This window comes from Bradyrhizobium altum (assembly GCF_020889705.1).
Lineage (GTDB): Bacteria > Pseudomonadota > Alphaproteobacteria > Rhizobiales > Xanthobacteraceae > Bradyrhizobium > Bradyrhizobium altum.
In genome coordinates this window covers 1-22,969 of the sequence record NZ_JACMYP010000070.1, presented here as the reverse complement: position 1 = coordinate 22,969, position 22,969 = coordinate 1, and the positions used below count along the sequence as shown (strand labels likewise).

The window sequence follows — 22,969 nt, the reverse complement described above, 5'->3', positions numbered from 1 at the left end:
GCTGTGTTCTTTACTACGGCACTAGCGTAGCAGGACTAACTGACGTGGCGCTGGTCAAACTGTCGGCCAAATGATCGGCCAACTCGCTAATGACGCGCGAATTGCTTCGCCAGCCGTAGGAATACACCAATTCCACCGTCGGTAACTGTGGCAGACGCATGTCATGACGGACGATCCGGTGCGGCGGCGCAACCAATACACAGGCAAGCATGGTAATTCCCATTCCATCCACGGCCGGCGAGGTGGCTTGCGACATGCGACGTCTGCATTGTCTTAGCAGATCGCTTGTTTGTGGCTGCCGCCCGTTGCGCCGGCGGGAGCGGGACTTGTTGCAAGATTCGAAGGAACTTTCTGCGCGGGTTTCCCATCGCAGTCATCCTTTTGCGGCGAACTCGGCGCTGCTTTGTCACGCTTCTTGGGGTCCTGATATTTTCAAATTTCCGTGTGGGGGCACCGCTTTTGTTGCTTGAGCCGCAGAACGCATCCGATAGACCTTGCAGACACGCGAATTCGCACAATTCGATCTCAATCTGGACCGTCCGGACCTGCTGCTCCCGCTCAGGAACGAGCGTGGCTGCAATCAAGTGTAACGAAGCGGCCTCCGTTTGCGAATAAGGGATGAACTCAACCCAGGAGGATTGCCATGCTAGCGCGCCTGCTCCCTTCACTAGCCCTCATTGCGGGTCTCTACCCCGTCGCTGGCTTTGCCGCAGAACGACCTGTCGTCGTCGAGTTATACACCTCGCAAGGCTGCTCATCCTGCCCGCCCGCGAACGCTTACCTAAATGAACTGTCCAGGGGTCGGCGAGACGTCCTGCCGCTCGCCTTCCACGTTACCTATTGGGACCGCCTAGGATGGAAGGATCCGTATTCGCTGCAATCCGCCACGGACCGACAGGAACAATACGGCCATCGCTTTGGCGATGGATCTTACACGCCAGAGATTGTTGTCGATGGCGCCGCCGGGCTGGTCGGCTCACATCGCCGCGACGTTGGGTCAGCTATCGAAAAGGCGAAACACGAAAGTCGAACGGCCGCCTCAGTTAGCGTCATGAGGACCGGAGGGGAGCAAGTTTTCATCCAGGTCGGCTCCGGCTCCGGCGTCGGAACGGTCCTCCTGATCGGCTTCGATCACGACCATACGACAGCGATCGGCCGGGGAGAAAATGGCGGCAGAACGCTGCAGGAGGCGAACATCGTCAGATCGTTCCGATCGGTCGGCCAATGGTCGGGAGCGCCAATCCAGATCAAAGAACGATTTCCCGAAGGGCAGGACGTCGCCGTCGTGCTCGAAGCGCCCGATGGCCAGATCATCGGAGCTTCCCGGTTGTCCGACGGCTCAAGCTAAGCGTTCGCGGGCCGGCCGGGTCTACCGAGACGCAAAGTACGTCTGGTAAGGGCCGGCCCGCCGTCCTCCGACGACATTGCAGCGTGAAAACTGAACGGTTCTGGATGCCTCATGGCTCTCGCTCGCTTTACTACCCTCCTTGTGCTGTCGGCCGGATTCATCATGTCGACCGGCAGCGCCCGTGCGGCTGCCACCGATTGGGTGGGGGACAGCCGGGCGGCAGTGCGCCTGATCACAGCGACGGATAATTTACCTGCCGATTCAACCCTTGAAGCAGGGCTGGAATTTCGGTTTGCCAAGGGGTGGCATGGTTATTGGCGGAGCCCCGGGGACGCGGGCATCCCGCCAACGGTTGACTGGTCTGCTTCAAAAAATATTACGGGCGAGGAAATCTCCTGGCCCGCCCCACATCGTCTCGTCATCGATGACCTGCAGAACAGCGTCTACGAAAACGGCGTGGTTCTTCCGGTCAAATTACTTCTAAAGCAGGCTCAAACCTCCGCCCGGATCAATGCGTCGATCACGTACGCCGCGTGCTCGGATGTTTGCGTGCCCCTTGAGGCTGAACTCACTCTTGCATTGCCAACTGGAGCCGGGGGCACCTCGGCCCAGTCCGGGTTGATCAGCTCGGGTCAAAAGAGAGTACCGGGCTCGCCGGATGCCGCCGGTGTCGATGTCATTGGCACTCGTTTCGCAGGCTCCGCATCAGAGCCAACGCTCGTGGTCGACCTTAAGAGCAGGTCCGGAGCTTTCGTTGCGCCCGACTTGTTTGTCGAGGGGGCGGGGAATGGAATTCCTCCGGCACCGAAGGTGGAACTGCAGGACGCCGGTAAGACCGCCCGTCTGACCGTTCGGCTTGTAACGTTGCCACCGGCTGGCCGTCCTTTGACATTGACACTGATCGATGAAAATCGGGCAGCTGAATTCAAGGCGCGGGTCAACTAGGCAATCCCCGAGAATGGCTCGCTGTTTTTCGGTGCGCTTCTTTCGGCTTTGCTCGGAGGACTCATCCTCAATCTAATGCCTTGCGTCCTGCCGGTGCTTTCAATCAAGCTTTTTGCATTTACACGAGAGGCCGGCGGCAGTTTGCGCGACGTTCGCTTAGGGTCGGTCGCGACGGCTTCAGGCATCACGTTCAGCTTCATGCTGCTGGCCGCCTGCTTGGTCGGATTAAAATGGTCGGGCGCTACACTTGGCTGGGGCAATTTCAGCAGCCTTGGTTCCTAGCAGGAATGGCGGTGTTGACGGTCTTGTTCGCGGCCAGCTTCTTTGAATGGCTTCCGATCGACCTGCCAAACTCGATAGTGAACGTTGCGTCCAGACGGTCCGGCGGACCCATGATTGAGGTCTTCGTCACAGGTGTGTTCGGAACTTTATTGGCCACGCCTTGCTCCGCGCCATTCGTCGGCACCGCCGTGGGCTTTGCGTTGGCACGTGGGCCAACTGAGATCTTTGCAATCTTCCTGTGTCTTGGCCTCGGCATGGCGTTGCCCTATTGGATGGCCGCATTGTTTCCCGGGTGCGTTTGGTGGCTTCCGCGTCGCGGCCCCTGGATGCTTGTTGTCGGAAATTCCTCGGCATCGTGCTGCTCGGGACGGCCGTCTGGCTGATCTACGTGCTCTGGAGCACGGCGGGCGCGTGGACGGCGGGCGTTACGGCCGCCCTTCTGACGTGCCTCCTCGGTTATCGAGCTCTGGTCAGTGTTCCGGTCGGAGGCCAGATTGCCGCCACCGCATCGCGGCGGTCCGGATTGATCACCGCTGGCCTTGTGGTCGCGTGCCTCATAGTCAGTTTGTCCGCAGTTGCTCCAGTCTCGCAACCGGCGGCCGGGCAGGAATGGCAGGCTTTTGATTTGGACGCGCTGCCCGGCCTGATCGCCAATGGCAACACCGTATTGGTGGACGTCTCCGCCACATGGTGCCTGACCTGCAAGGTGAACGACGTGAGAGTGCTGGAGACCGCAGAGGTTCGTTCGCGGCTGCAGCAGTCACACGTCATAAGAATGCGCGCTGACTGGAGCCGGCCGAATCCTTTCATCGCAGATTATCTTCATCGCTTTGCGCGATACGGTATTCCTTTTGACGTGGTCTACGGGCCACGACGGCCAGATGGCGAAACACTTCCCGAGCTGCTCACCACAGGCCTCCTCTTGCGGGCAATAGATCAGGCTTCAGGCCATAACGACATCCGCAAATCTGCAAATTCCGCCCCCTGATCACCGGGGGCATACAGGATCAATTGAATTCGCGCTGGGGGTATTCCACCCCTAAGATATTCAAGGTGTAGTGCCGGCGTTCATTGCGTGCTTAGGTCGGTCACCTTGGTCAGGAAGGTTTCAAGATCCTTAGATGCGTTGTCGGAGGCGGCAAGTCCGTGGCGTGGCAACACATACTTCGCATTGTATTCGCTCGTATTGTATGTAAGCCAGACTCTGTCCTGATCGTCCTGCCAGACCAGCACCTTCATCGGCAGATCGATTGCCAGAGTTGAGCTCTTGGTCATTGCGAACGTGCCCGCTTTGGGGTTGCCGAATATGATGACTGTCCGCGGCCGCATATCGAGTCCGGCGTTTTTGGCGGCGGCGGCGTGATCAATCCGGTCAAAAACGACCCAGCCTCGGGCAGCTTGTGCATTGATAGCGGCCTCAAAATTATCGATCGTCTCCTTGACTGAGTACTTGCTCGGCTTGGTGACAAGTCCATCGTCCGCAGACGCGGTAACGCAATGCATCGCCAGTGCCGCGACGCTCGCAACCTTTGTTATTGTCATCTTGCAAATATACTCCTGTGCCGCTGGACGTGAAATCACGTCAACGGAGGATTACCTCCTGCGCCCTCAAAAACGGGTCGTGATGTTCGTCAACCATTGCGGAGAAACTTCAACGAGTCCGGCCTCGAACGATCTGTCGAGACCGGTCACCACCAGCAGCCCTATCGCGACCAAGAACAAACCGAGGGTCTGTTTCATTGCTTTGCTGGCAGCTGACATTCCGCCACGCCAGCGCAGCAAGAACTGACGGGACATCGACCCAAAGAGCACCAGCGGTAGCCCCGCGCCAAACCCGAAAATAAGCATCGTTAAAGCCACGACACCAAGATCCCTTCCTTGTGCCGCAAGAAGAGATGCTGCGCCGAGGGTGGGTCCGACACAGGGACTCCATACCGCGCCGAGAAGAAGTCCCACGCCGAACTGGCCGCCCAGCCCTGACGTCGAAAAGCCGCCGAAACTCTGGTCTACCCAGCCACTCACCGGTCCACTGGCAACCGCGACGCTGATTTGAAGCGCAGGCACGAGCAGAATCGCGCCAATCAAGATCATTACCAAAGCAGCAATAACTCGAAACCAAGCGGCATCTACCCCGAGCCCGAAGCCGATCGTCGCAACGAACAATCCGATTGCGATAAAAGACAGGGAGACCCCGCCCGCAAGGGCTACGGGGCCCAATCTGCGTTCTGATGCTGCGGTGCCGAGAACGATCGGCAACAACGGAAGCACGCATGGCGATAGGATCGACAATATGCCCGCCAGAAACGCCAGTCCTAGGCTACCAATCGACATCAGCGCATCAGGTCGCTTTGTCGAGCAAGGCCGCAATCGAAGTCGGGTTCGTATCGCCAACAGATCGGCCCGTCTCTAGGGACCCCTTGAACGTAATCAGCGTGCTCTGCATTCGGGCTCCAAACGCCTTGACCGCATCCTTCTGGGAATCGAAGTCTACGTGAAAGACCATCAAATTTCTGAATTTGTTTTGCCTTTCGAGATCGCTCAAGATCGGCGCCTGCGCCTTGCATGTCGGGCACCATGTCGCGTGAATCTCGACCAGGATAGGTTTTCCCGCAGCCTGGGCCGCTGCAAAGGACTTGGCATCGTAGTTCACCTTCTCTGCCGCGTGTGCTTCAAATGAGACTGCGGACGTAACAACGGCTGCAAACAGAACCGAAATCAGTTTCTTCAACATTATTAAAAGCCTCCGGTACGAAGGGACGCCCCTACATTCACCATTCGATCCAGACCGCCCCGACGTTACAGGGGCCAAACAATATAATTTTGAAATGCCGCACCCGGAGACGCTGACGTGGAATTGTTGTGAACGGGGAACTGGCATTTCTGCGAAACGACGTCATGGACGAGCGCCAGCAGCTCTTCGCTATGTGACCCGTCATCCAAGGATCGGCTGTTGCTTAGTGGAGAGGTTTCGTGATTGTTAAGTCGCAACAATCCCAGACGAGCGAGCTGCTTACCGAGAGCAAGCGTGGGCGAACACGAAGAGGAATGGGCCGCTCTGATGAGGCGTGGCAATGCGGGCGACGACGGCGCATATCGTCAGTTACTTCGGGCTGTCACACCTATCTTGCGAGCAGTGGCCCGCCGTGGCCTGGCCCGAGCCGGGCAGCCTGTCGATCAATCCGAAGATATCGTGCAGGATACATTGCTCGCAGTGCATTTGAAACGTCACACCTGGGATCCAGAGGCTCTGTTCTCGCCATGGTTGTTTGCGATCGCGCGTAACAAGCTGATCGATGCGCTACGCCGCCGTGGCCGGCGTGTATTCGGCAATATCGACGATTTCGCCGAAACAATCGCCAGCGAACCCGTCGCAGAAACTGTTCCGGCCAGCGAACTCATCGCGCATGTACAGGGCTTGCCAGGCCGTCAACGCGATGTACTACAATCTATCACCTTAGAGAGCGTTTCGATCAAGGCGACCGCTAAGAAGTTTGCGATGAGCGAGGGCGCGGTGCGCGTGGCACTGCATCGTGGATTGACCAATCTCGCTGCCAAGCTCCGGAAGGAGTGAGATGACCTCCCTCGTTATTTCGGCTGATCTGTTCGGGGGCGGACAGTACTCAGTTTAGTTGCCAAGAGGGGCGGCCGACCCGACCGAGCCCGCTCCCAACTGAATGCATCTGGATAGCGACGACCACACCGACGGAACCTGCTCGCCGTCGGAGGATCGCGCGACCGCAACGCGCGTCTCATTGACAAGATCTCGGCGCCGGTTCTCTGCCGATTTAGATTGCTGAGGAATTGAGCCATCATTACGCTGTGCTAGTACTTCGAATCGTCGGCGACCTTTCCGGAAGCGGCCGACGTGAGGATCAACGCGTCGTCGGGTAAATTGATCGGCGCCAGATCGCGAGAAAATCCACGGAACCGCCGCTCGTACGGGTTTCGCCGCGAAGCATCGATGACTACGAGCTTGGTGTGGGCCCCCGCTGTTTCATCGCATCCAACGGCACCTCAATGCTCAGACCGTCGCGACGCACACCGGACTCTTGCTAGATTTGCGGCATCCACTGGGATCCTGGCTCTCTCGCCGCCGGCCTGAATGCCATAGCCGCCGAGAAAAGGATGACGATGGACTCCAATCCGATATTTGATCTCAGGCGGTCAATCGCGTGGCGCATGTCGTCCTTGCTGGCATCTTCCATCATGTCCACATCGATGCCATCGCGACGCAGCGCGGCCGTCAACCTTCGCGCATCATTGATCGGTTAAGTCAGTGGCACATCGGCGTCGGGAGAGTGACCGTTGCCTATGACCAATGCGATCCGCGAAGGCCGACCGCTCTGCTCGGTAGCGCCGGCCTCGGCGGTGTCGGGTGCCGGCTTGTTTTGAGCGCAGCATGGGCGCCGATCGCCAGCGACGCCGTGCCTGCCGGGGCGACGGCACTGACGATCGACCAACACGAAATACGAAGTTGCCTTGCGGTCATTTGTCGTTCGCTCTTTGTCGACGACTTCACCTTGGATGAGGGCCACCCTGGTATGGTCCATTGGCTTCGCCATCTCTTGTGGCAGCCACCAGCTGCGGTCCGGACTTGTCAAAGGCGAAGGCGGACAAGGGCCCCCCTGACGTGATATTCAGACGCGATCCGCTCGGGGCATTCGCGCTCTGCGGATAACTTCTCTTCGGCACAGGCTGTGCGGCTAGGGTGGACGAGGCGACTGCTGTCAACGAAGCGACAACAGCAAAGCTAATAACGAGTTTAAGTTTCATGGATCTGATCCCTGATTTGAAGCACTCTGAAATACATTCGCACAGCCCGCATTGTTGTTACGAACATCACCCCGAAGTTACATTGCTTGGATGACAAGAAGCCGCCAGGACTCTTTAGCGACTACCGGATGGGATTTCCGCTCAAGCTCGTGATCGCCACAAGCTCGCCGGCTCTTATCATGTGCGCGCTTCCTGCGTCTCCATCGTGGGACCGAAGACGCACTGAGATTGCAACACTCACCACGGCGATCCCCGCTACCAACGCGCCGATGACAATCTTCGGGTACGTCGTACGGTCGGTGCTGTAAACGAACTGTTCATGGGAAGTTCCTGCTGCGCTACCGCCCACCGAGGATCCGTCGCGCGGCACATAGGGGGATATTCAATTCCCTCGTTCGAAAGCGGTGGTTGTTTTGTTTCCTGGGGAATGCCCACGAAGCGGTGCAACTGATGCGCAGGCCGCTGATCCAGTCATGCAGCCCTTCGATTTCAGTTTATATCGAATGAATTGAAATTGGAGAACTTGGCAGCCCGATCGCGTCGCCGAACAAATTATCCGGCATCTGCAATTGAGGAATTTCAATCGTTCAATGGATGAAAGTGACCCATGCGGTTTCGATGGAAAGGCAAAGTTATTACGGACTTGGTTGGAGAACGTTTCTTGACCTGCACGAAAGCGTCATAAGCAAGCCCGTTCGCTCAGTTGGCGAACGAGCCTGTTACGACTAGCGAGGGGGAGGCTGCCTAAGGCACTCGTGGATGGAAGAAGGTTTGGATCACTTCTTCATCTCATCCTTCTTCATTGCGTCTTTCGACATCGCATCGTCCTTCTTCATGCCGTCCTTGGACATCGCATCGTCCTTCTTCATACCGTCCTTGGACATCGCGTCGTCCTTCTTCATGCCATCCTTGGACATAGTATCCTTGGCCATTCCATCCTTACCCATCTTGTCTTGTGCGAACGCAGCAGGGGCAGACGCTGCTCCCAGCGAGATGATGAGAGCGGAAGCGAGGAGCAGAACACGCGAGGTGCTTTTCATGGTGTCATCCTTTCAAAAACTGGTTTCGAAACGACGTCGGTCGTCAAACTGAATACGTTATGGACAGGCACCCGTTACGGACCTGGTACAAATTAATGCGGCGACCGCCTATCGTGCCGACGGCAGCGATCAGAGCATCGACGTTGCTGCGCGACGGGCAATCGGGGCCGGCAGCGAACGTAACGTGGCGATAATGTCCTCCGGCGGCAGGCGGCGACGGTAGTCGACATCAACATGAGCGAGCGCGACCCGACGGTCTTGTCCGATGACGAAGGTCGCCGGCACCGGTAGCTCCCAGCTTTCGTCGCCGTTGATCCCCGGAAGCGCCTTGTTGTTAAGCCTCAATGCCTCGCGCAATTCCTCTGGCAGCGCGTAGACCAGACCGAAGCTGCGCCCGACCCCATTGCCGACGTCGCTCAGCACGTCGAATTCGAGGGCGTTCTTTTCGGAAACAGACAATGATCCGTCCGGAAGTTGAGGCGAGATTGCAAGGATCTGCCCGCCGAGCCCGGCGATCTCAGGAAGTGCGCGCTGATACGCGCGAAGTTGAATGTTGCAATACGGACACCAGCCCCCCCGATAGAAGGTGACAATTGCGGGGCCGGCATGGAGCACGGAGGTAAGTGAGACCTGCCGCTGGCGCGTACTTGGCAATGTGAAGTCGGGTGCATCATCGCCTACGGCAATCACGGCTTTCAGCGGAAACTGCCTACGCAATTCCTCAACCTTGGCGCTATAAAGCTCGGCCCTCCCTGAGGGGGCGGTTCGCTCGAATTCAGCGCGGAAATTTGCCAACTCTTGCTCAAGTCTCACCCTGAATCTCCCAGTTGACGGCTTGCCAGCGGGTTTTCCCGTCGTGCAAAATAGCCCCTGCTCAGTTTTAGATCGTGTGATTTAAAATGCAAGCCCTTACTTGCATAACGATATCCTTCCTTCTGGAGAAGACGTTAGGCTACCGATCACGAAATGTCCGCCCACGTTCGCCGCCATGTCCCGCGTCATCACCATCGGCCTCATCCGTTCGACGTGGCCGCAATTTTGCGAGTTTGCACGAGGCGAATGCCCGGACTGCCCGCGGCAAATCCATCGTTCACTTTTGCCCGCGAGAAATGCTCAGCATCCGCGACAGATGCCGCTAATCTTGCGGTCGACGCTGGCGTCTTCCTGGTCGAGGCTCAGCAGAGTATTACGGGTAGATACGGACGAGGGAACATCGGCGACGCGCGGCTGGTGGTGACCAACTGGCGCGGGCCAGACCGTTGACTTACCTGCTGTATTGATCGCCATGGGCGAGGAGAAGGGAAATCCGATAGCCAGATCCGCGGTTATATAGTCCTTCGTATGGGCGCCGCGTTCCTGCATAATCGCCTGTGCAGACGCCGGATTTGCGATCACCGCCGACAGAATCGCGGTCGCGGCTACAAGTTTCAACTTGATCATTGACGTTCTCCGAAAAGCAAGCTCATCGAACATAAGAGTCGGTTCGCTGATAAAGAACTCATAATCGACGCTTGTACTGTCATTTCGTGTGCTTCGTCCGCCGCGTTACCAGTTCACCCCGATGTGATAGGACCGACTACTTAATGGGGGTATCTGAGGCACAGCGCACTGGCAGCCAAGGTGCTGTTGCGCTTGACAGTCCTCGTTCCGAGGCTCGGGAATGTTCTTCCCGCCTCGGGTCAAGCGGCCATATTGTTGTCAGGGAGATCGCGACCTTGCTCCGTGTCGCAGCGGCGTCGAGCTTTGAGCCGCAATCATGGCCGTCGACACGATCTTAGGCTACATCGACGACTGCTTGATGGCGAAGAGTTCAAGCAGACCGCTTACGCGGTGGACCGCGCTTCGCGCAGAGCTGCACTTGATCGAACTAAGGCCGTTGCAGGACCGTCGGGTGAGACGGAAGAGAAGGTACACCGAGCTGCACAAGGTCTCCGGTGCTTCAGCAAGATGGTGCCAAAGGGCAGGCGCCGGCTGAGCCGGCGCCTGAGCAGTCAAGCCACCTTGGAGCGCTTCAGCTGATCGAGTACGGCGAATACGTCGGAAGGCTCCGGCCGGCGAGTATAGTCCGGATTGACTTCGGCATAGGCGATGACGCCATCCTGCCCAATCACATATCGGGCCGGCGTCGGTAGCGTCCAGCTATCCTCGCCATTGAAGGCCGCCATGCGCGGCGTCCTGACGCCCGAAGCGCGGCACGCCAACCTCGACGGTCTGCGGATTATCGTGCCGAAGACTGTCGTTCTCGACGGTTGCAAGGGCTGCGGTCGTCGCCAATCTCGAGGCGGCGATCACCCGACTGGCGCGCGTCGGGCGTGAACTGGAGGTCGCCGCGCGGGTCAAGGCCGGTTGTCCGCTCGTCAAATAGCCGCGGAATTGCGAATTGCCGAAACGACCGTCATCACTCATCGCAGCAGCGCTTACGCCCGTGTCGGCGTGGCGAGCCTCCGTGAGTTACTGCTCGCATAAGAGCCTTCAGAAAGCTGCCGACCAAAAGAGATCCACTATGCCGTCTTGCGCCGTTTCGCGGATGGCGCGTTATCCAACAGCGCAAATGCCGGCCGCAAAAGCCCCTCTAGCAAGTTTCGCTCTGGCCGAACGCGCGCCAGCACGCGAATACCGAGCAGAATGCCGAGCAGCGACTTGGAGAGGTCTTCGGCCGAAAGCGCCTTCGTGATGGTTCCGTCTTTCTGACCATTGCTGACGCATCGAAAGAAGAATCGTTCGACCTCATCAAGAAAAACGGCGACGACCTCGAAGAACTCGGCATCGTGTGGAGCGCTCTCGATGGCCGAGTTCACCAGCATGCAGCCGCGGTGCTTCTTGTCGGCAAGGGACCTTTTGACGATTTCCTGCAGAAACGCGACGATAGCTTCGCGAGGCGGCAGGCTGGGTTCTATTCGACGTATGCGCTCGCGAAAGCTTTGGTCCAGATATCGGTTCAGCGCCCGAACATATAACGATCGCTTATCGCCGAAAGCGTTGTAGAGGCTTGCGCCGGCGATGTTCATTTCGTCGGCCAGGTCGCGCACGGACGTCGCCTCGTAACCGCGGTGCCAAAATCTCTCGATGGCGGCATCCAGCACCGCAGCCTCGTCGAACTCGCGCGGCCTCGCCATTATCGTAGCTCTCCTTTCCGGCCCTCAGCGACCGCAATATGGCTGCATAGCATTCGGACTAGTCGACGGCCTCCCAATCGGCGAATAGAGCGCGGCAAACTCGCGCTCCAATTCTGACAGCGCCTCGTTCACAATCCTCCGGATCGCTCGCAGCGGATGATCGCGCCGCACCCGCGCCTCCAGGTCGACGTAGCTGAACAACTCGCCCGTTCGATTGTCGCCGCCGCGCACGTACCATCTCCGAATCTCGTCGGAGCCAATGAATCACGCTCGCCGGTTGGCGGCGAGTACCTTTTTCAACAGCCTGCTAGAGGTCGGCGGCGAAGCGCTAACATGCTCGCCGGGGAGGGGGCGCGACCCACCCCCTGGCCACGGTCCGACGGCCAAATCGAAGACGGCGCCGGACGCCCATACAAAATTTCGGCCCAAAAACCGATTCCGGGTGCGTCGCTCGGCGCCCGTCAGTTGCTGGCGACGGCAGAATGAACACCTTCCAGCCACTTCCGTCGGAAACACGTTTCTCCCGGTTCGAAGAGGCAATTCAACTTCAGCGGCGACGCAAAGACAAAGCCGTTTCGCTTCATGCAGGCTTCCATCAAGCCGCGCCGATCAAGGTACTCTGTTTGACAGGCGGATTTGCCGTTAGCGGCAACGCACTCGCTAAATCTAGCCTTAGTGCCGCCATCAAGATTGAGTTGCCGCAACAGAAGCGTCGGTTCGGAATCTGTTGAACAGGCTTCCAATTGTTCTTTTTCAGAAGATCCGGCGAGAAGCGCCGCGGCGAAAACCACAACGCAGCCGATCGCCGCGAGAGCCGATGTCACGGCAAAAACATGCCTTCGCTTCACGTTGTCCCCTTGTGCTGAATGCGTCCCGTTTCGAAGGAGATTTTTCGCTAAGGCGAGACGCTACCACAGGCTGCGCCGCGGCGTAACGCGCTTCGATAGGCGTCGCGAGCGCAAGGCTGCCGAACAAGCTGATCTTCCGGCCATGAGCTCTACCGGAACCCTCAGATCGACAAGGAAGGGTGGTATAGGCTCATCCTAACGATCTCGCCGCGGACTCACTCAACTAAAATACGTGGTGCCGTGACCTTGCGCGATCATCCTGCGGTCGTGGTATAGGATCGCGCCATGAGCGTGGCATACAGACCCGATATTGACGGACTGAGAGCCGTTGCTGTTTCATCCGTGGTGCTATTCCACGCCTTCCCGGGAGCATTGCCCGGCGGGTTCGTCGGGGTCGACATTTTTTTCGTTATTTCGGGATTCCTTATTACCGGGATAGTGACGTCAGACCTCCAGGCCAAAACCTTCAGCCTGACCACATTCTACCAAAGGCGCGTCCGGCGAATTTTCCCTGCCTTGATCGTGGTCTTGGCGGCGACCGTGATTGTCGGCTTGCGCCTGCTTCCTCCAGACGGCCTCCATTCCCTCGGCAAGAACGCGGTCGCTAGCGTGCTATTCGCGGCCAATCTGATGCTGCTGTCTGAGGTCAACTACTTTGACATCGACGCGCATCTGAAGCCACTCCTGCACTTATGGTCTCTTGGAATTGAAGAGCAGTTCTATTTGATCTGGCCGTTGATCTTGTGGGTCATCCCACGACGTCAAAGACAGATCGCTGCCATCGTGGGGCTGGTCTCCTCCTTCATACTCAACCTGATCATGGTCGGGCCCCACCCGGCGGCGACCTTCTTCCTGCCGTTTACTCGAGCGTGGGAACTGATGGCCGGAGCGGTTTTGGTTTTTGTTCCTCCGCAGTCGAAAGCCGTGAGTGAAACAGCCGCGATCACCGGAATACTCGCGATCGAAGCATCGTTCTTTCTTTTCACCGCGAAGACCCAATTTCCTGGCTGGGCTGCGGCACTTCCCGTCGCCGGTACGGCCCTGCTCATTTTGTCCGAAGGAGCACTCGTAAACCGGATTCTTTCGCTCAAGCCTTTCGTCGGCGTCGGATTAATCAGCTACCCGCTCTACCTGTGGCACTGGCCAGTTCTAGTCTTCCTTCAAGTGTACCTGTTCCGCCCTCTGAATGACACGGTCGGGTTTGTAGCCGTCTTGCTGTCATTAATTCTGGCGGTGCTAACTTACCTTGCGATTGAGCGTCCCTTGCGGCGCCGAGCTCGCGTGTGGCAGCTCGGAGCCGCCATGTCCGCCGTCGGAGCGCTGGGACTATTCGCAGCCTTCGTTAAGGTACCGGATCTCCCAATCCAACTTCAGGCCATGCTCAATGCTCCAAACGGCATCGACGCTTGGCGAGTACACAAGTGCATGTTGCTCGACGGAGAGGACGGAGATTTCGCCGGCTGTTCCGAGAGCAAAAGACCCTTGATCGCGATCTGGGGAGATTCTACAGCGTCGGCGCTCATCCCCGGTTTTAGAAAACTGCAAGCGACACACGAGTTTGGGATCTCGCAGCTGACCGTGAGCTCGTGCCCTCCACTGTTGGTACAATCGCACTCGGCGAACCCATACTGCTTGCAGAAGAATGCCGAGATTGTCCGCCGCATTTCGGAAATAAAGCCGGACATCGTAGTCCTTCAGGCTATCTGGGACGTCAATGACCGCCTTGAAACCACCAAGCCGACAATCGACGCTCTACGGGCCGTCGGAGTTACTCGGATCATAATCTTGGGCCCCGTCCCCGTTTGGCGCGGTGGTCTACCGGATGCTGCCATGGCTTACTATCGGCAAACTGGGAAGATCATTCCCGAGTGGACCTCTCAGTACGTCGATCGAGAATCGGGTGACAAGATCATGAGCGACATAGCCAATCAGCTAGGCGTGCAATACGTATCCGTTCGAGGGGCTCTCTGCCGCGGTAATGAGTGCTTGGCGCATGTGGACGATTCCCTCACTGCGAGAGATATCATTCATCTTACAAGGGCTGGATCCGAATTCCTGCTGCAGAAAATAGCCCCGCAGATCGGCCTCAATTAGTTTCATCCTGAGCCTTTTTCAGCCGCTCATCCAGCTAGGGCCCTGCACGCCCCAGAATGTGCGCCGCGTGCGCGGCTCCTTCCTCCGGTAAATCTGCTCGGCAAAAGCGAAGCATCATCACGCCGTAGCGGGTGGCTGACAGAAGGTCGTTGCCCAGCTTCACCACCTTGCCGTCCTCGATCCGGACCTCGCCGCGCAACTGCTCAAAGAGGGCAACCCGGCGAACCGTGCAGCGCTGGGACGGAAGGCGAAAGCGTTTCTCGGCAACGAAGCATCGCATCTAGCTGACATTCTCGACGGCGACCAAAACGATGACCTCGTTAAATCGGCGATCATGCGATAAGTCGGATCGATCTGTCACGGTTCGCGGATCGAATTGCAGAGGCCAGCTGCGCGTAACAAAGCCGTTAATGCAGAATAAACGGCGGGCGTCTATTCTCGTTGCTCAGCCCGGCAAGGGCGGCATTCGGGCAGCCGCACACGTTTCGGCCCGTTCGCAAGGCGACGCAGGCCGTTTGGTCAACGCACAAATGTCTGGGTGCGTATCGATGGCTGCCCCTAAAGGCTACTCTCCCGGCTTTAGCTTCAGTGGTTTTCAAGCGAGCGCGCCGAGCACGCCTTTGCCCGCGCCAAGGCTTGATGGCGAACTCGCCAATATCGCTGCGGCCGTTGCGTCGATTATTCTCGCCGTGAACGACGTGCGTCGAGCGGACGGAAAGCTGAACAACGGGATTGTCACGTTCGACAGTCTCGAGCAGGGGCGGAAGCTGCTCGTTGATCCCACGAACGGCCAATTGGTCGCGGCTGCGGTGGCGCAGGCGCAGGCTTCCCTGGCAGCGGCGGCCGCATCGAGCAATAGCGCCAATACCAGCGCCACGAACGCGTCGGCACGCTCACCGACACGGGTCTGCGGGAGACATTGTTGCGATGGCCGGAGCAATGCTACCGACAAACGCCGTCTTCGGGTTCGCCTGGATGTTGGCGGCACGCTGCGCGTCATCGTTAAAACCAATAGCGTCGAGGGCGATCGCCTGCGCCATATCGGTCGTCGTGGCACCGCCGATCATGCCGATCAGTCCGCCAATGATGGGACCGGCCGGCGCCAAGGGGCCAAGGAATGGCGCTGCCGCGGTACCTAGTGCGACGCCGGCTCCGGCACCTGCGACGCCGCCCGCCGCCGGCAAAGCGCCATGCGTTGCCTCGCGACGGAATGTCTTTAACTTGCTTTCGGCTTGGGGTGCGGTGGTTGCTGGTCTGCCCGCGGGAACTGCCGATCCCACTCCTCGGCAGAGTCCCAGTCATTCGACGGCAAATCATCGAACATGAGGGGACGTTCAGGCTGAGGTGCCTGCTGGCTGTCCGGAATGTTATCGAACGATGGAAGAGTATAATGCCAGGCCATGGCAGCGCCTCTCTGAGGGGATCATTTCCCGTCCGAGGGTGCGCCCAACTGCGTTTATAGGAACTCTGTGGCCTAAGCCTGATGAGGTTGCGGATCGCGGTGGAGCGTCCCTTTGCGTCTAAGCGCACGCCTTAGCACCTTTAGGTGTGTTCATCGTGCGGCTTTGGCTTGTTGCAGGCCGGGCAGGGCGCCCGCGGCGCTGCGCCGGGTGGACGGCCAGCCGAACCAGGAAGGCGGTCGCGACCCGGCGCGCATTGAGACCGGCCGGCGGCTCTTCCCGCGTATTCGCTTCAACGCTCAGATTACGGGGGCGGGCCGCGATGCTCTCGGCTGGTAGCACGAAAAGCGCTCGAGCGATGACCGCAACATCGGGCTCGAGCCCGAACACGATTGGTCCTCGCGGCGGACAGCTTCGGCTGGATGTGCATCCACTACGATCAAGCGGCCGGCGCGCCGCCGCCGGGCGAGCGATACCGCCAGCGGGCCGCAGCTCGAGCGGCTCCTGGCAAGCTTGTAGAGGATGGGTCGCTGCGGCCACCGTTCGATTCGGGCAAAATCGGCAATCGGTCTCCCAATGCGGCCACAATGCCCCCCGCTTACCCGCTTCATATCAATCGGGAAAATAGGAACCTCCGACCAAAGTTGCTGTTGGCAATGGCTACTTTGAAGTCCATTGGAGGAGACTTGAAATGAAGAAGCTCATTGTATGCGGTGCCCTCGCAGCGTTCGCATTTGCTACGCAGGCCGCTAGCGCAGCTGAGTTCTATATCGTGCGCGACGCCAGCACCAAGAAGTGCACCGTGGTCGACACCAAGCCGACAACCACAACCACGACTGTGGTGGGCGACGGCGTTTACAAGACGAAGACGGAAGCTGAATCCGCGGTGAAGACCACGAAGGTCTGCACCGAGCAGTAAACCCTTCTCGCCCATAGTGCAGGCATAGGAATGCCCGTAATCTTATTGTGGGGGATCCCCACGCTTATTGTTGTTGGCGGTGCTGGATACTGGTTAGTTCACATGCACCGATGCCATTCGATCAGAAGCGGCTCGTCCTGAATGGACGGGCCGTTTCGGCGCGAAAGAGTGTTGCCGCAGCTCGGGCGGCGGTTGTCACATAGCGTGTAAGAGTTGGCTCTATGGCTTTGGGCTTGGTGGGGGTGTGGGCGAGGGTGGCTGAGGCGCCGGCGCTGGTTGATCCAGAGAGGTGATTGGCTGATCCGTACCATTATGCGGAATGCAGGTCCCGGCATTCGCAAGTTTTCCGGCGGCGTCCTCTCGAGCTCGGCGGTGGTGGCGGCCACGGCGCCTATTGAATTCGTCGTTATCCATCATCGAGCGTTGACTCAAGGCGCTGTAGGCGTTCGCATAAGTCTGTTGCAACTGCTCCTCAGCGGTCAAGCAATCGGAGAGCTTCTCGAACACAAGATCGGTTTGAACCGGCGCTACGCCACCAACCAATACGACTAGAATCCATTTCATGTCTTCGCGATCCCAACATTCGAGCCTCCCGCAAACGCTGAGAAATTCAGCAGTTCCAGTGGCTCTCTGAGCGTTTTCACGGACGATGCCCTGCGACTTTTACTTGTAAAGGTAATCAAAGACATCGGATGCAGGCCGGCTCACTCATAGGTCCTCCCGGACACCGCGGAAGAAAGGATGCCGCACCTTGCTCTCGGCGGATTTGGCCCGGTACTCGATCTCGGCCAACAGCTTCGGCTCGACCCAGATCGCCTTGTGCTTGACGCGCTTGCTGTACGGCTGGGTCTTGCGGATCAGCGGCGTCAGGCGTTTGCGCAGATCGGCTGAGCCCTTGTCAAAGCCGTGGTCGACCTTGCCTGCATAGGTCAGCTCGTCGCCCTGGCGCCTGCCCAGATAGATGCCGTCCCACTCATTGCCGTCGAGGGCGAAGCCGGCGATGGTCAGGGTCTCGCGCTGGGCGCAGGTCTTCTTGACCCAGTCGCGGCTGCGGGCGCCGGTCGGATAGACGCTGTCCGCCACCTTCGACACCACGCCCTCATAGCCGAGCTTGCAGGCATGGGTGAACATCTCGGGGCCGTCGACCTCGAAGCTCTCGCTGAACTGGATGTCGGTGCCGGCGATGAGTTTCTTCAGCACAGCCTTGCGCTCCCGCAGCGGCAGCTTCCGGAGATCGCGGCCGTTCAGATAGAGCAGATCGAAGACGACCAGCACGATCCTGGTCGAGGTGCCGCGCAGTTCGTTCTGCAGCACTGAGAAGTCGGTGGTGCCGTCGGCAGCTGGCACCACGATCTCGCCGTCTATGATCGCCGACGCGGCGGAGATGTGCCAGGCATTGTCGGCGACTTTCTTGAACCGCCTGGTCCAGTCGTGGCCGCGGCGCGTGTAGATCGTCACGGTCTCGTTTGCGAGATGGGTCTGGACTCGATAACCATCGAACTTGATCTCGTGGATCCAGCGCGAGCCGCTAGGCACCTTCTCGATCGGCGATGCGAGAGCCGGCGCGATGAAGCCCGGAAAAAGCGCCTTGGTCCCGATCGGCTCAGGCTTTTTGCGCCGGAACCGCATGTCTAGACCAGACGCAGGACGAGTTGTCTCTGGTCGCGGCCGACATGGCGGTCGACGAAATCCTGGAGGTGGGCGGGCACGTCGGTAAGTTGCAGGTCGTATCGCCGCTGGATCTCGCGCGCAATGTCCTCTGAGACGTCTTCGGACCAACGCTCGGATGTATTGAAGGCAGCGACCCTAATCGGGCTCGAGTACTCGCCGGCGATCATGTCTTGAACGACAGTCTCCAGGTCCGCCGCCTCAAAGTCCGCTTCCCGCCAGGCGCGGCCAATGGGGCCAAAGTCATCGGCGACCAAATAAACGGTCTGGTCATCGCTCGGGACGATAGAGGGGGTCCAATCTGATTTACGCATAATGCTACTCCACACGCGGCAATATGGGATTCAAGCGAGCGCCGTCCGATTCGTTCCGAGGCCTCGGCCTCGTGAGGAGCCCCTTCAATGCTTTGCGTTTTGCCTCCGTTTTAACAGGGAGAGCCAGGATGGCAAAGAAGGCGAAGAAGCAGACAGCGCGCGGTCGCAAGCAAGACCGCGCGCGCGTTGCCGGCGGCCAGGACTACGAGGTGACTTATGAGGCAAAAAAGACGGGTAAGTCCGCCGCCTCTGTGAAGAGGGCGGTCAAGAAGGTCGGCAATAGCCGAAATCAAGTTGAGCGACGCCTCGGATCAGCAATGAAGAAGTCGCTAGGAGCGACACGGTCGAGGTCACGTTAGCCTGTGCCGCTCGTGGAGATCGGCATTGGTAGATGAACGTGCCCCGGCTCTCGCCCCGAAGAGCCAGGGCATTTGCTCGAGTAGCAGCCACCGCTTCGGGCCGCTAAGCCGTCTCCTTGTAAAAGGAACGCTTGGGTCGACAAATAATTGAAAATGATGCGCTATCGAAAATGGGCAGCTGAGGAAGTCGAAAAGCTGAAAGCTATGATTGATGCTCGAGCGAGCGCAAACCGCATTGCCGTTGCGCTGAAGCGACCGGTTCAATCCATTTTTGACCGGGCCCGCCTCCTTGGTGTGCGCCTCCCGACAAGGACAGAAGAGCGGAGACGGGTTAGAATCCTGCTAAATCAGAACGATTCTCGTCATCGCTAGCAACCCTGTATCGGTTCCGATGAACGCAACAATCACACTACTTCATTGGTGACAATCCCGGCGCTCACCCCCGGTGCGACGGGATTTTTGCAGTCGGCGCCAGGAACAAGTTGGGTTACCGGCAATTGGGAAATTCGGTGAATGCACCGATCCTGCCAAGTCTCGTTTCATTCACACCGAGCCAAAGTCCCACGCGGCCCCGCCGGTGGCGCTGGGATTCTTGTGTCGCAGCGCTGCTGAGGCTGCTTGCATGGCAGCGACTTGCTCAGCTTTGATTTCGCGATTGGCTGGCGCAGTCTCGCATAGGCTCGCTTCGCCGTTGCCTCGTGATCGAACGCACGGCCTCAGGTCTCTTCGATCGGCTATGCTCGCGACGACGCGCTACCAGTTCTTTCGCTAAGGGAGCGGGCCCGAATGCCAGATCGCACGTGTTCGGGATGTAGTTTAATAGTCCTCTTCGCCGCACCGATGGCTGCCTTCGTACTCTGATAGGTCATCGTTCGGATGGTTTGACCATCTGGAGTGACAATTTCAATGAGATACCCGCCGCCTGGCTGCTCGATTACGACAAGTCGATTGCCCCGATGTTGGAGTTGGTCGCGCATGGCTCACACTCATCTACAAAAAGTGAGACCAGCCTCAGCGAGAGGCACACGCTGAGGCCGGCTTCCACAAAACAGCGCTGTTGCCGAACAACACTGGCGGCCCAATAACGGTAGCTGCCAGCGCTTGGTTCCTACCAGCGGGCCGGCTGAGTAGGACAGTCACGTTTTTAAACGGCCGGTGAAGCTTTGCAGGTGAACCTTTAAGCTCCAGATAGGAAAGCCCGACTTGGTCCCGCTATCAACCTCGTCCGCTGCAGCGTGCAAGTGGCCCGCACCTTGCTGTTACGGACTTTGCTGGGATTGCCAGTCCCCAGATGAGCCAAGCCGCCGCCGGGACAAAGCATTTCGGGCCCGGCGGCGTATTTATTTGGATCGCGACGTTTCAAAAAGGCACGGCCCCGACTTTCCTCGCGGCGTTGGCGCCGTGGGACTGAGCCAGCGACTTCGGGCTGGGGGCCAAGAGAGAACGCTGCTCAGCGTCACAAAGCTCGCTTACTGTGACTGAATTGGGATGCCAAAAGGCGGTTAAGAAGGTCGGCAACAGCCGCAAGCGTGTGGAGCGGCGGCTTGGCTCCGCATCCACCAAGAAGCGGGCACGTTAGGAACGGTCCCTGCGTCTAACGCATTGGCTGCTATCGTTCGTGGGAGAACGGCATAGCCCCGGCTCGCTTCCCCGGCGGAGCCGGGGCTCAACCATGACCTTCAATAGGGCAAACTCAATGCCTCGATACTTCTTTCACGTCCGACACGACACGATGAAGCGCGATGAGGAAGGAGAAGAGCTTGCCGATCGCCATGCTGCTTGGAAAGAGGCAACCGTGATGGCAGGACGCATGCTGCAGGACATCGACGGAAATCTCAAGCCGGGGCACGATTGGGAAATGGAAGTCACCGACGAATTTTCCCAGCCGCTTTTCCGTTTAGTCATTTCGGCTCAGCGGCCTCGATGACGGGCGCAGCGAGATCACGGCGCCTGGTTCGCTCGGCTGCTGTCGTTATCCCGGTCGGACTTGGGACTTCTAGCGCATGGAGATATCCGGCGTTAAATTCGGCGACCGTCTCGAGGTTTCTACGCCGAAGCACATTCACGACGTGTCCGCGCCATTCGAGCAAGCCCATTCTCCTCAACTCCTGAATTGTGCGATTGATATGGACTGTCGAGAGGCCGCAGGCATCCGCAAGGTCTTGCTGTGTGACAGGGAGACGGAAGCTGTCTTTGTCGAGCAAACCCACCATTTCAAGCCGGGTAGCAAGCTCGCAAAACAGATGCGCGACTCTTGGCAGCGCCGCCCTTGAACCTAGATTTTCGACCCATTCTCGGTAGATCGCCCCTTGGATAAGTGTCTCCCGCCAAAACGCGTTTGTCAGCCCGGGAGAGTCCCTTAGGATCCGCCGAAGATGCGAATGGGGTATGAAGGCGACAGTCGAGGCACCCTCGCTGCAAAGATCGTGATCCATGACCGGCAGATGCAGAGTGTGGAGATCAGGCATGTCTCCAGGAACATAGACGGACGATATTTGATTGCGCTCGGAAACGACCCTCCGAAGTGACAGGAAACCATCCATCACAACGGCGCCAGTGCAGCGGCATTCACCTTGCCGTGCAACAGGGTCCCCGTTGCCGAATGTTTTGATAACGCGGGGCATATCCCCCAGTCTGAGCTGATCCTGCTCGGACAGTTCGACGACGGACAGCAAACGCGCGATCAGCTTCCGGTGCGGCACGAGACACTCCCTCCTTAGCAGGCGGGAGCACAAGAGTGTCTCTCAGCCACCGGCGCCCACAGAATGGCTTTGGCCGGCGATGGACGGGTAACGCGGCATGGACTAAGTTCCCGCGTTCGCGGCTCCCCGCACAGGGCCACAGGCCGGTTTCTCGGCTATTGCGGAGGGGAGCCCACATCCGCGCTCTTCCCATCGCGCCGGAGCGGCTCTATTTGAGTACGGCCGTTTACCGGTCAGGTTCTTCCTTCCCGTCTCCACGCCCAACGCGTTGCCAGTGGGTGTAATTGTAGAGTCCCGACCAATGATGGACCGGCTTCCCGCATTGTAGACAACTAAAGAGGCCGGAGCTGACCACAGGCGCGGAGCCGCGCTCCTGAATCGCAGAATAAAGAGCGCCGCAGCTGCGGCATGAAAAATAGACCCTTATGTCAATCTCCTTCGAATATCGGACTGGCGCCGCTACCGGCGGAGGACCAGCGTTCGCCGGTGGTTGGCTTCCGGGAACAATCTCGGGCGAAGCAGGTTGTCGCTCGTTCATCTGCTGTCAGCCACCTGCCGAAAGCAGCTCACGCGCACGGTCTTGCCATCGCGCTCCACGCGGCCGCGGTAGCCGTCGTACTTGACCTCGTGCAGCCATTCGGGCCCGGTCGGAACGGCCTTGGCGGCGACCGGTACGCAGGGTTGAAACAGGGCTTTGGCATGCCCGGAAGATAGGTATTCTGGGCGGGGTTTGCGAATCGTCCCGAGGCTGGCGCCTCAGGTCCACCACTGAAACGACATCAATCGTCCCAGATACGTTCACCACACTCACATTGGTAAAGGCGAATGGTCCTGCCTCTGCGCGGGTCAAGCATGGACTGCGATAGACGGGGGAACGCGGCGCATGCCGGGCAGCGAGGAATTATACGGCCTTGCGTCGGTTCAGCCGACAGCTGTTCTTGGTGATGCTCTGTCATTTACCCAAACCTCTCGGATGAGGCTTAAGTACAAAAGTGAACACTTGTTCCCGTTTAATTTCAAACTGAGGCATTCCCCATGTCTTAGACGAGACGCAACGTCAGCTGGTGCCGGCCGCCCGTGTGTCGATCGACGAAGTCCTCGAGCGCGGCCGGGACCTCGATTTGCTCGAGGTCGCAGCGGCGCTGCAGCTCGTGGGCGATG

General features: G+C 58.7%; 27 protein-coding genes and 2 pseudogenes. 13 read left to right on the top strand and 16 right to left on the bottom strand.

The annotated features are described in order from the left end of the window. Nucleotides 1-13: 13 nt before the first annotated feature. The gene (locus tag H8B02_RS18850) at nt 14-256 is read right to left on the bottom strand and encodes a hypothetical protein (RefSeq protein WP_229167602.1); all 243 of its coding nucleotides are present in this window, start codon (nt 254-256) and stop codon (nt 14-16) included. Nucleotides 257-643: 387 nt separating this feature from the next. Between H8B02_RS18850 and H8B02_RS18845 the strand changes: the two genes are divergently transcribed. The 4 genes from H8B02_RS18845 to H8B02_RS18835 all read left to right on the top strand — a co-directional run bounded on the left by H8B02_RS18845 (nt 644) and on the right by H8B02_RS18835 (nt 3,563). Continuing rightward, a complete protein-coding gene (locus H8B02_RS18845) occupies nt 644-1,348 on the top strand; it encodes a DUF1223 domain-containing protein (protein WP_229167601.1) in 705 nt (234 codons plus the stop codon). 111 nt (nt 1,349-1,459) lie between these two features. Further along, nucleotides 1,460-2,293, top strand: coding sequence for a protein-disulfide reductase DsbD domain-containing protein (locus tag H8B02_RS18840; protein WP_229167600.1), 834 nt, complete (start codon nt 1,460-1,462; stop codon nt 2,291-2,293). A gap of 230 nt (nt 2,294-2,523) precedes the next feature. After that, the gene (locus tag H8B02_RS49295; RefSeq protein ID WP_446471713.1) at nt 2,524-2,958 is read left to right on the top strand and encodes a cytochrome c biogenesis protein CcdA; all 435 of its coding nucleotides are present in this window, start codon (nt 2,524-2,526) and stop codon (nt 2,956-2,958) included. Then, entirely contained in the window at nt 2,844-3,563 is a 720-nt protein-coding gene (locus tag H8B02_RS18835; RefSeq protein ID WP_229167599.1) for a thioredoxin family protein, read from the top strand. Before H8B02_RS49295 ends, H8B02_RS18835 begins: the two co-directional genes overlap by 115 nt. Before the next feature lie 80 nt (nt 3,564-3,643). On the opposite strand, the gene H8B02_RS18830 is transcribed toward H8B02_RS18835, so the two are convergent. The 3 genes from H8B02_RS18830 to H8B02_RS18820 form a co-directional block, all read right to left on the bottom strand. Next, nucleotides 3,644-4,117, bottom strand: coding sequence for a DUF302 domain-containing protein (locus tag H8B02_RS18830; RefSeq protein ID WP_229167598.1), 474 nt, complete (start codon nt 4,115-4,117; stop codon nt 3,644-3,646). A 66-nt stretch (nt 4,118-4,183) separates the two neighbouring features. Continuing rightward, a complete protein-coding gene (locus H8B02_RS18825; protein ID WP_229167597.1) occupies nt 4,184-4,906 on the bottom strand; it encodes a cytochrome c biogenesis CcdA family protein in 723 nt (240 codons plus the stop codon). A 7-nt stretch (nt 4,907-4,913) separates the two neighbouring features. Further along, entirely contained in the window at nt 4,914-5,306 is a 393-nt protein-coding gene (locus H8B02_RS18820; RefSeq protein ID WP_229167596.1) for a thioredoxin family protein, read from the bottom strand. A 294-nt stretch (nt 5,307-5,600) separates the two neighbouring features. Here H8B02_RS18820 and H8B02_RS18815 point away from each other — a divergent pair, with 294 nt between their 5' ends. Further along, nucleotides 5,601-6,146 (top strand): sigma-70 family RNA polymerase sigma factor, encoded by a 546-nt coding sequence (locus H8B02_RS18815; protein WP_229167595.1) that lies wholly within the window; start codon nt 5,601-5,603, stop codon nt 6,144-6,146. A 481-nt stretch (nt 6,147-6,627) separates the two neighbouring features. Here H8B02_RS18815 and H8B02_RS48565 read toward each other — a convergent pair whose 3' ends face one another. The 5 genes and pseudogenes from H8B02_RS48565 to H8B02_RS18790 form a co-directional block, all read right to left on the bottom strand. Then, nucleotides 6,628-6,822, bottom strand: coding sequence for a hypothetical protein (locus H8B02_RS48565; RefSeq protein WP_312001025.1), 195 nt, complete (start codon nt 6,820-6,822; stop codon nt 6,628-6,630). A 1,302-nt stretch (nt 6,823-8,124) separates the two neighbouring features. Then, a complete protein-coding gene (locus H8B02_RS18805; protein ID WP_229167594.1) occupies nt 8,125-8,388 on the bottom strand; it encodes a pentapeptide MXKDX repeat protein in 264 nt (87 codons plus the stop codon). A gap of 129 nt (nt 8,389-8,517) precedes the next feature. Next, on the bottom strand, nt 8,518-9,201 hold the full coding sequence (locus H8B02_RS18800) for a peroxiredoxin-like family protein (RefSeq protein ID WP_229167593.1): 684 nt from the start codon (nt 9,199-9,201) through the stop codon (nt 8,518-8,520). Between the two features lie 300 nt (nt 9,202-9,501). Continuing rightward, entirely contained in the window at nt 9,502-9,828 is a 327-nt protein-coding gene (locus H8B02_RS18795; protein ID WP_229167592.1) for a hypothetical protein, read from the bottom strand. Nucleotides 9,829-10,379: 551 nt separating this feature from the next. Next, nucleotides 10,380-10,553, bottom strand: a pseudogene (locus H8B02_RS18790) (peroxiredoxin-like family protein); the annotation flags it as partial. Between the two features lie 181 nt (nt 10,554-10,734). On the opposite strand from H8B02_RS18790, the gene H8B02_RS48995 reads away from it, so the two are divergent. Then, on the top strand, nt 10,735-10,854 hold the full coding sequence (locus tag H8B02_RS48995; protein WP_376711680.1) for a LuxR C-terminal-related transcriptional regulator: 120 nt from the start codon (nt 10,735-10,737) through the stop codon (nt 10,852-10,854). A gap of 35 nt (nt 10,855-10,889) precedes the next feature. Here H8B02_RS48995 and H8B02_RS18785 read toward each other — a convergent pair whose 3' ends face one another. The 3 genes and pseudogenes from H8B02_RS18785 to H8B02_RS18775 form a co-directional block, all read right to left on the bottom strand. Continuing rightward, on the bottom strand, nt 10,890-11,504 hold the full coding sequence (locus H8B02_RS18785; RefSeq protein WP_229167591.1) for a TetR/AcrR family transcriptional regulator: 615 nt from the start codon (nt 11,502-11,504) through the stop codon (nt 10,890-10,892). A gap of 45 nt (nt 11,505-11,549) precedes the next feature. Beyond that, nucleotides 11,550-11,735 (bottom strand): annotated as a pseudogene (locus tag H8B02_RS18780) (transposase); the annotation flags it as partial. Between the two features lie 230 nt (nt 11,736-11,965). Next, nucleotides 11,966-12,352 (bottom strand): hypothetical protein, encoded by a 387-nt coding sequence (locus tag H8B02_RS18775; protein ID WP_229167590.1) that lies wholly within the window; start codon nt 12,350-12,352, stop codon nt 11,966-11,968. 285 nt (nt 12,353-12,637) lie between these two features. On the opposite strand from H8B02_RS18775, the gene H8B02_RS18770 reads away from it, so the two are divergent. Next, complete coding sequence (locus H8B02_RS18770) at nt 12,638-14,446, top strand: acyltransferase family protein (protein WP_229167589.1); 1,809 nt, start codon at nt 12,638-12,640, stop codon at nt 14,444-14,446. A gap of 34 nt (nt 14,447-14,480) precedes the next feature. Here H8B02_RS18770 and H8B02_RS18765 read toward each other — a convergent pair whose 3' ends face one another. Next, nucleotides 14,481-14,726, bottom strand: a complete 246-nt coding sequence (locus H8B02_RS18765) for a hypothetical protein (protein ID WP_229167588.1) — start codon at nt 14,724-14,726, stop codon at nt 14,481-14,483. Between the two features lie 268 nt (nt 14,727-14,994). On the opposite strand from H8B02_RS18765, the gene H8B02_RS18760 reads away from it, so the two are divergent. The 3 genes from H8B02_RS18760 (at nt 14,995) to H8B02_RS18745 (ending at nt 17,317) form a co-directional block, all read left to right on the top strand. Continuing rightward, entirely contained in the window at nt 14,995-15,585 is a 591-nt protein-coding gene (locus H8B02_RS18760; protein WP_229167587.1) for a hypothetical protein, read from the top strand. A 952-nt stretch (nt 15,586-16,537) separates the two neighbouring features. Further along, nucleotides 16,538-16,765 carry a hypothetical protein gene (locus H8B02_RS18750; RefSeq protein ID WP_229167586.1) on the top strand — a complete coding sequence of 76 codons (228 nt, stop codon included), beginning with the start codon at nt 16,538-16,540 and terminating at the stop codon, nt 16,763-16,765. 276 nt (nt 16,766-17,041) lie between these two features. Continuing rightward, entirely contained in the window at nt 17,042-17,317 is a 276-nt protein-coding gene (locus tag H8B02_RS18745; protein WP_229167585.1) for a hypothetical protein, read from the top strand. Between the two features lie 156 nt (nt 17,318-17,473). Here H8B02_RS18745 and ligD read toward each other — a convergent pair whose 3' ends face one another. Then, nucleotides 17,474-18,394 carry a non-homologous end-joining DNA ligase gene (gene ligD / locus H8B02_RS18740; RefSeq protein WP_229167584.1) on the bottom strand — a complete coding sequence of 307 codons (921 nt, stop codon included), beginning with the start codon at nt 18,392-18,394 and terminating at the stop codon, nt 17,474-17,476. Between the two features lie 2 nt (nt 18,395-18,396). After that, on the bottom strand, nt 18,397-18,747 hold the full coding sequence (locus tag H8B02_RS18735; protein ID WP_229167583.1) for a hypothetical protein: 351 nt from the start codon (nt 18,745-18,747) through the stop codon (nt 18,397-18,399). A gap of 128 nt (nt 18,748-18,875) precedes the next feature. Here H8B02_RS18735 and H8B02_RS18730 point away from each other — a divergent pair, with 128 nt between their 5' ends. The 3 genes from H8B02_RS18730 (at nt 18,876) to H8B02_RS18725 (ending at nt 21,033) form a co-directional block, all read left to right on the top strand. Beyond that, complete coding sequence (locus H8B02_RS18730; RefSeq protein WP_229167582.1) at nt 18,876-19,106, top strand: DUF3606 domain-containing protein; 231 nt, start codon at nt 18,876-18,878, stop codon at nt 19,104-19,106. Between the two features lie 1,474 nt (nt 19,107-20,580). Further along, a complete protein-coding gene (locus tag H8B02_RS49365) occupies nt 20,581-20,685 on the top strand; it encodes a hypothetical protein (protein WP_512699910.1) in 105 nt (34 codons plus the stop codon). 93 nt (nt 20,686-20,778) lie between these two features. After that, on the top strand, nt 20,779-21,033 hold the full coding sequence (locus H8B02_RS18725; protein ID WP_376711679.1) for a DUF6894 family protein: 255 nt from the start codon (nt 20,779-20,781) through the stop codon (nt 21,031-21,033). On the opposite strand, the gene H8B02_RS48560 is transcribed toward H8B02_RS18725, so the two are convergent. Then, nucleotides 21,008-21,808: a Crp/Fnr family transcriptional regulator gene (locus H8B02_RS48560; protein WP_229167580.1), complete on the bottom strand. Its 801-nt coding sequence runs from the start codon at nt 21,806-21,808 to the stop codon at nt 21,008-21,010. The genes H8B02_RS18725 and H8B02_RS48560 overlap by 26 nt on opposite strands. Nucleotides 21,809-22,969: the final 1,161 nt, after the last annotated feature.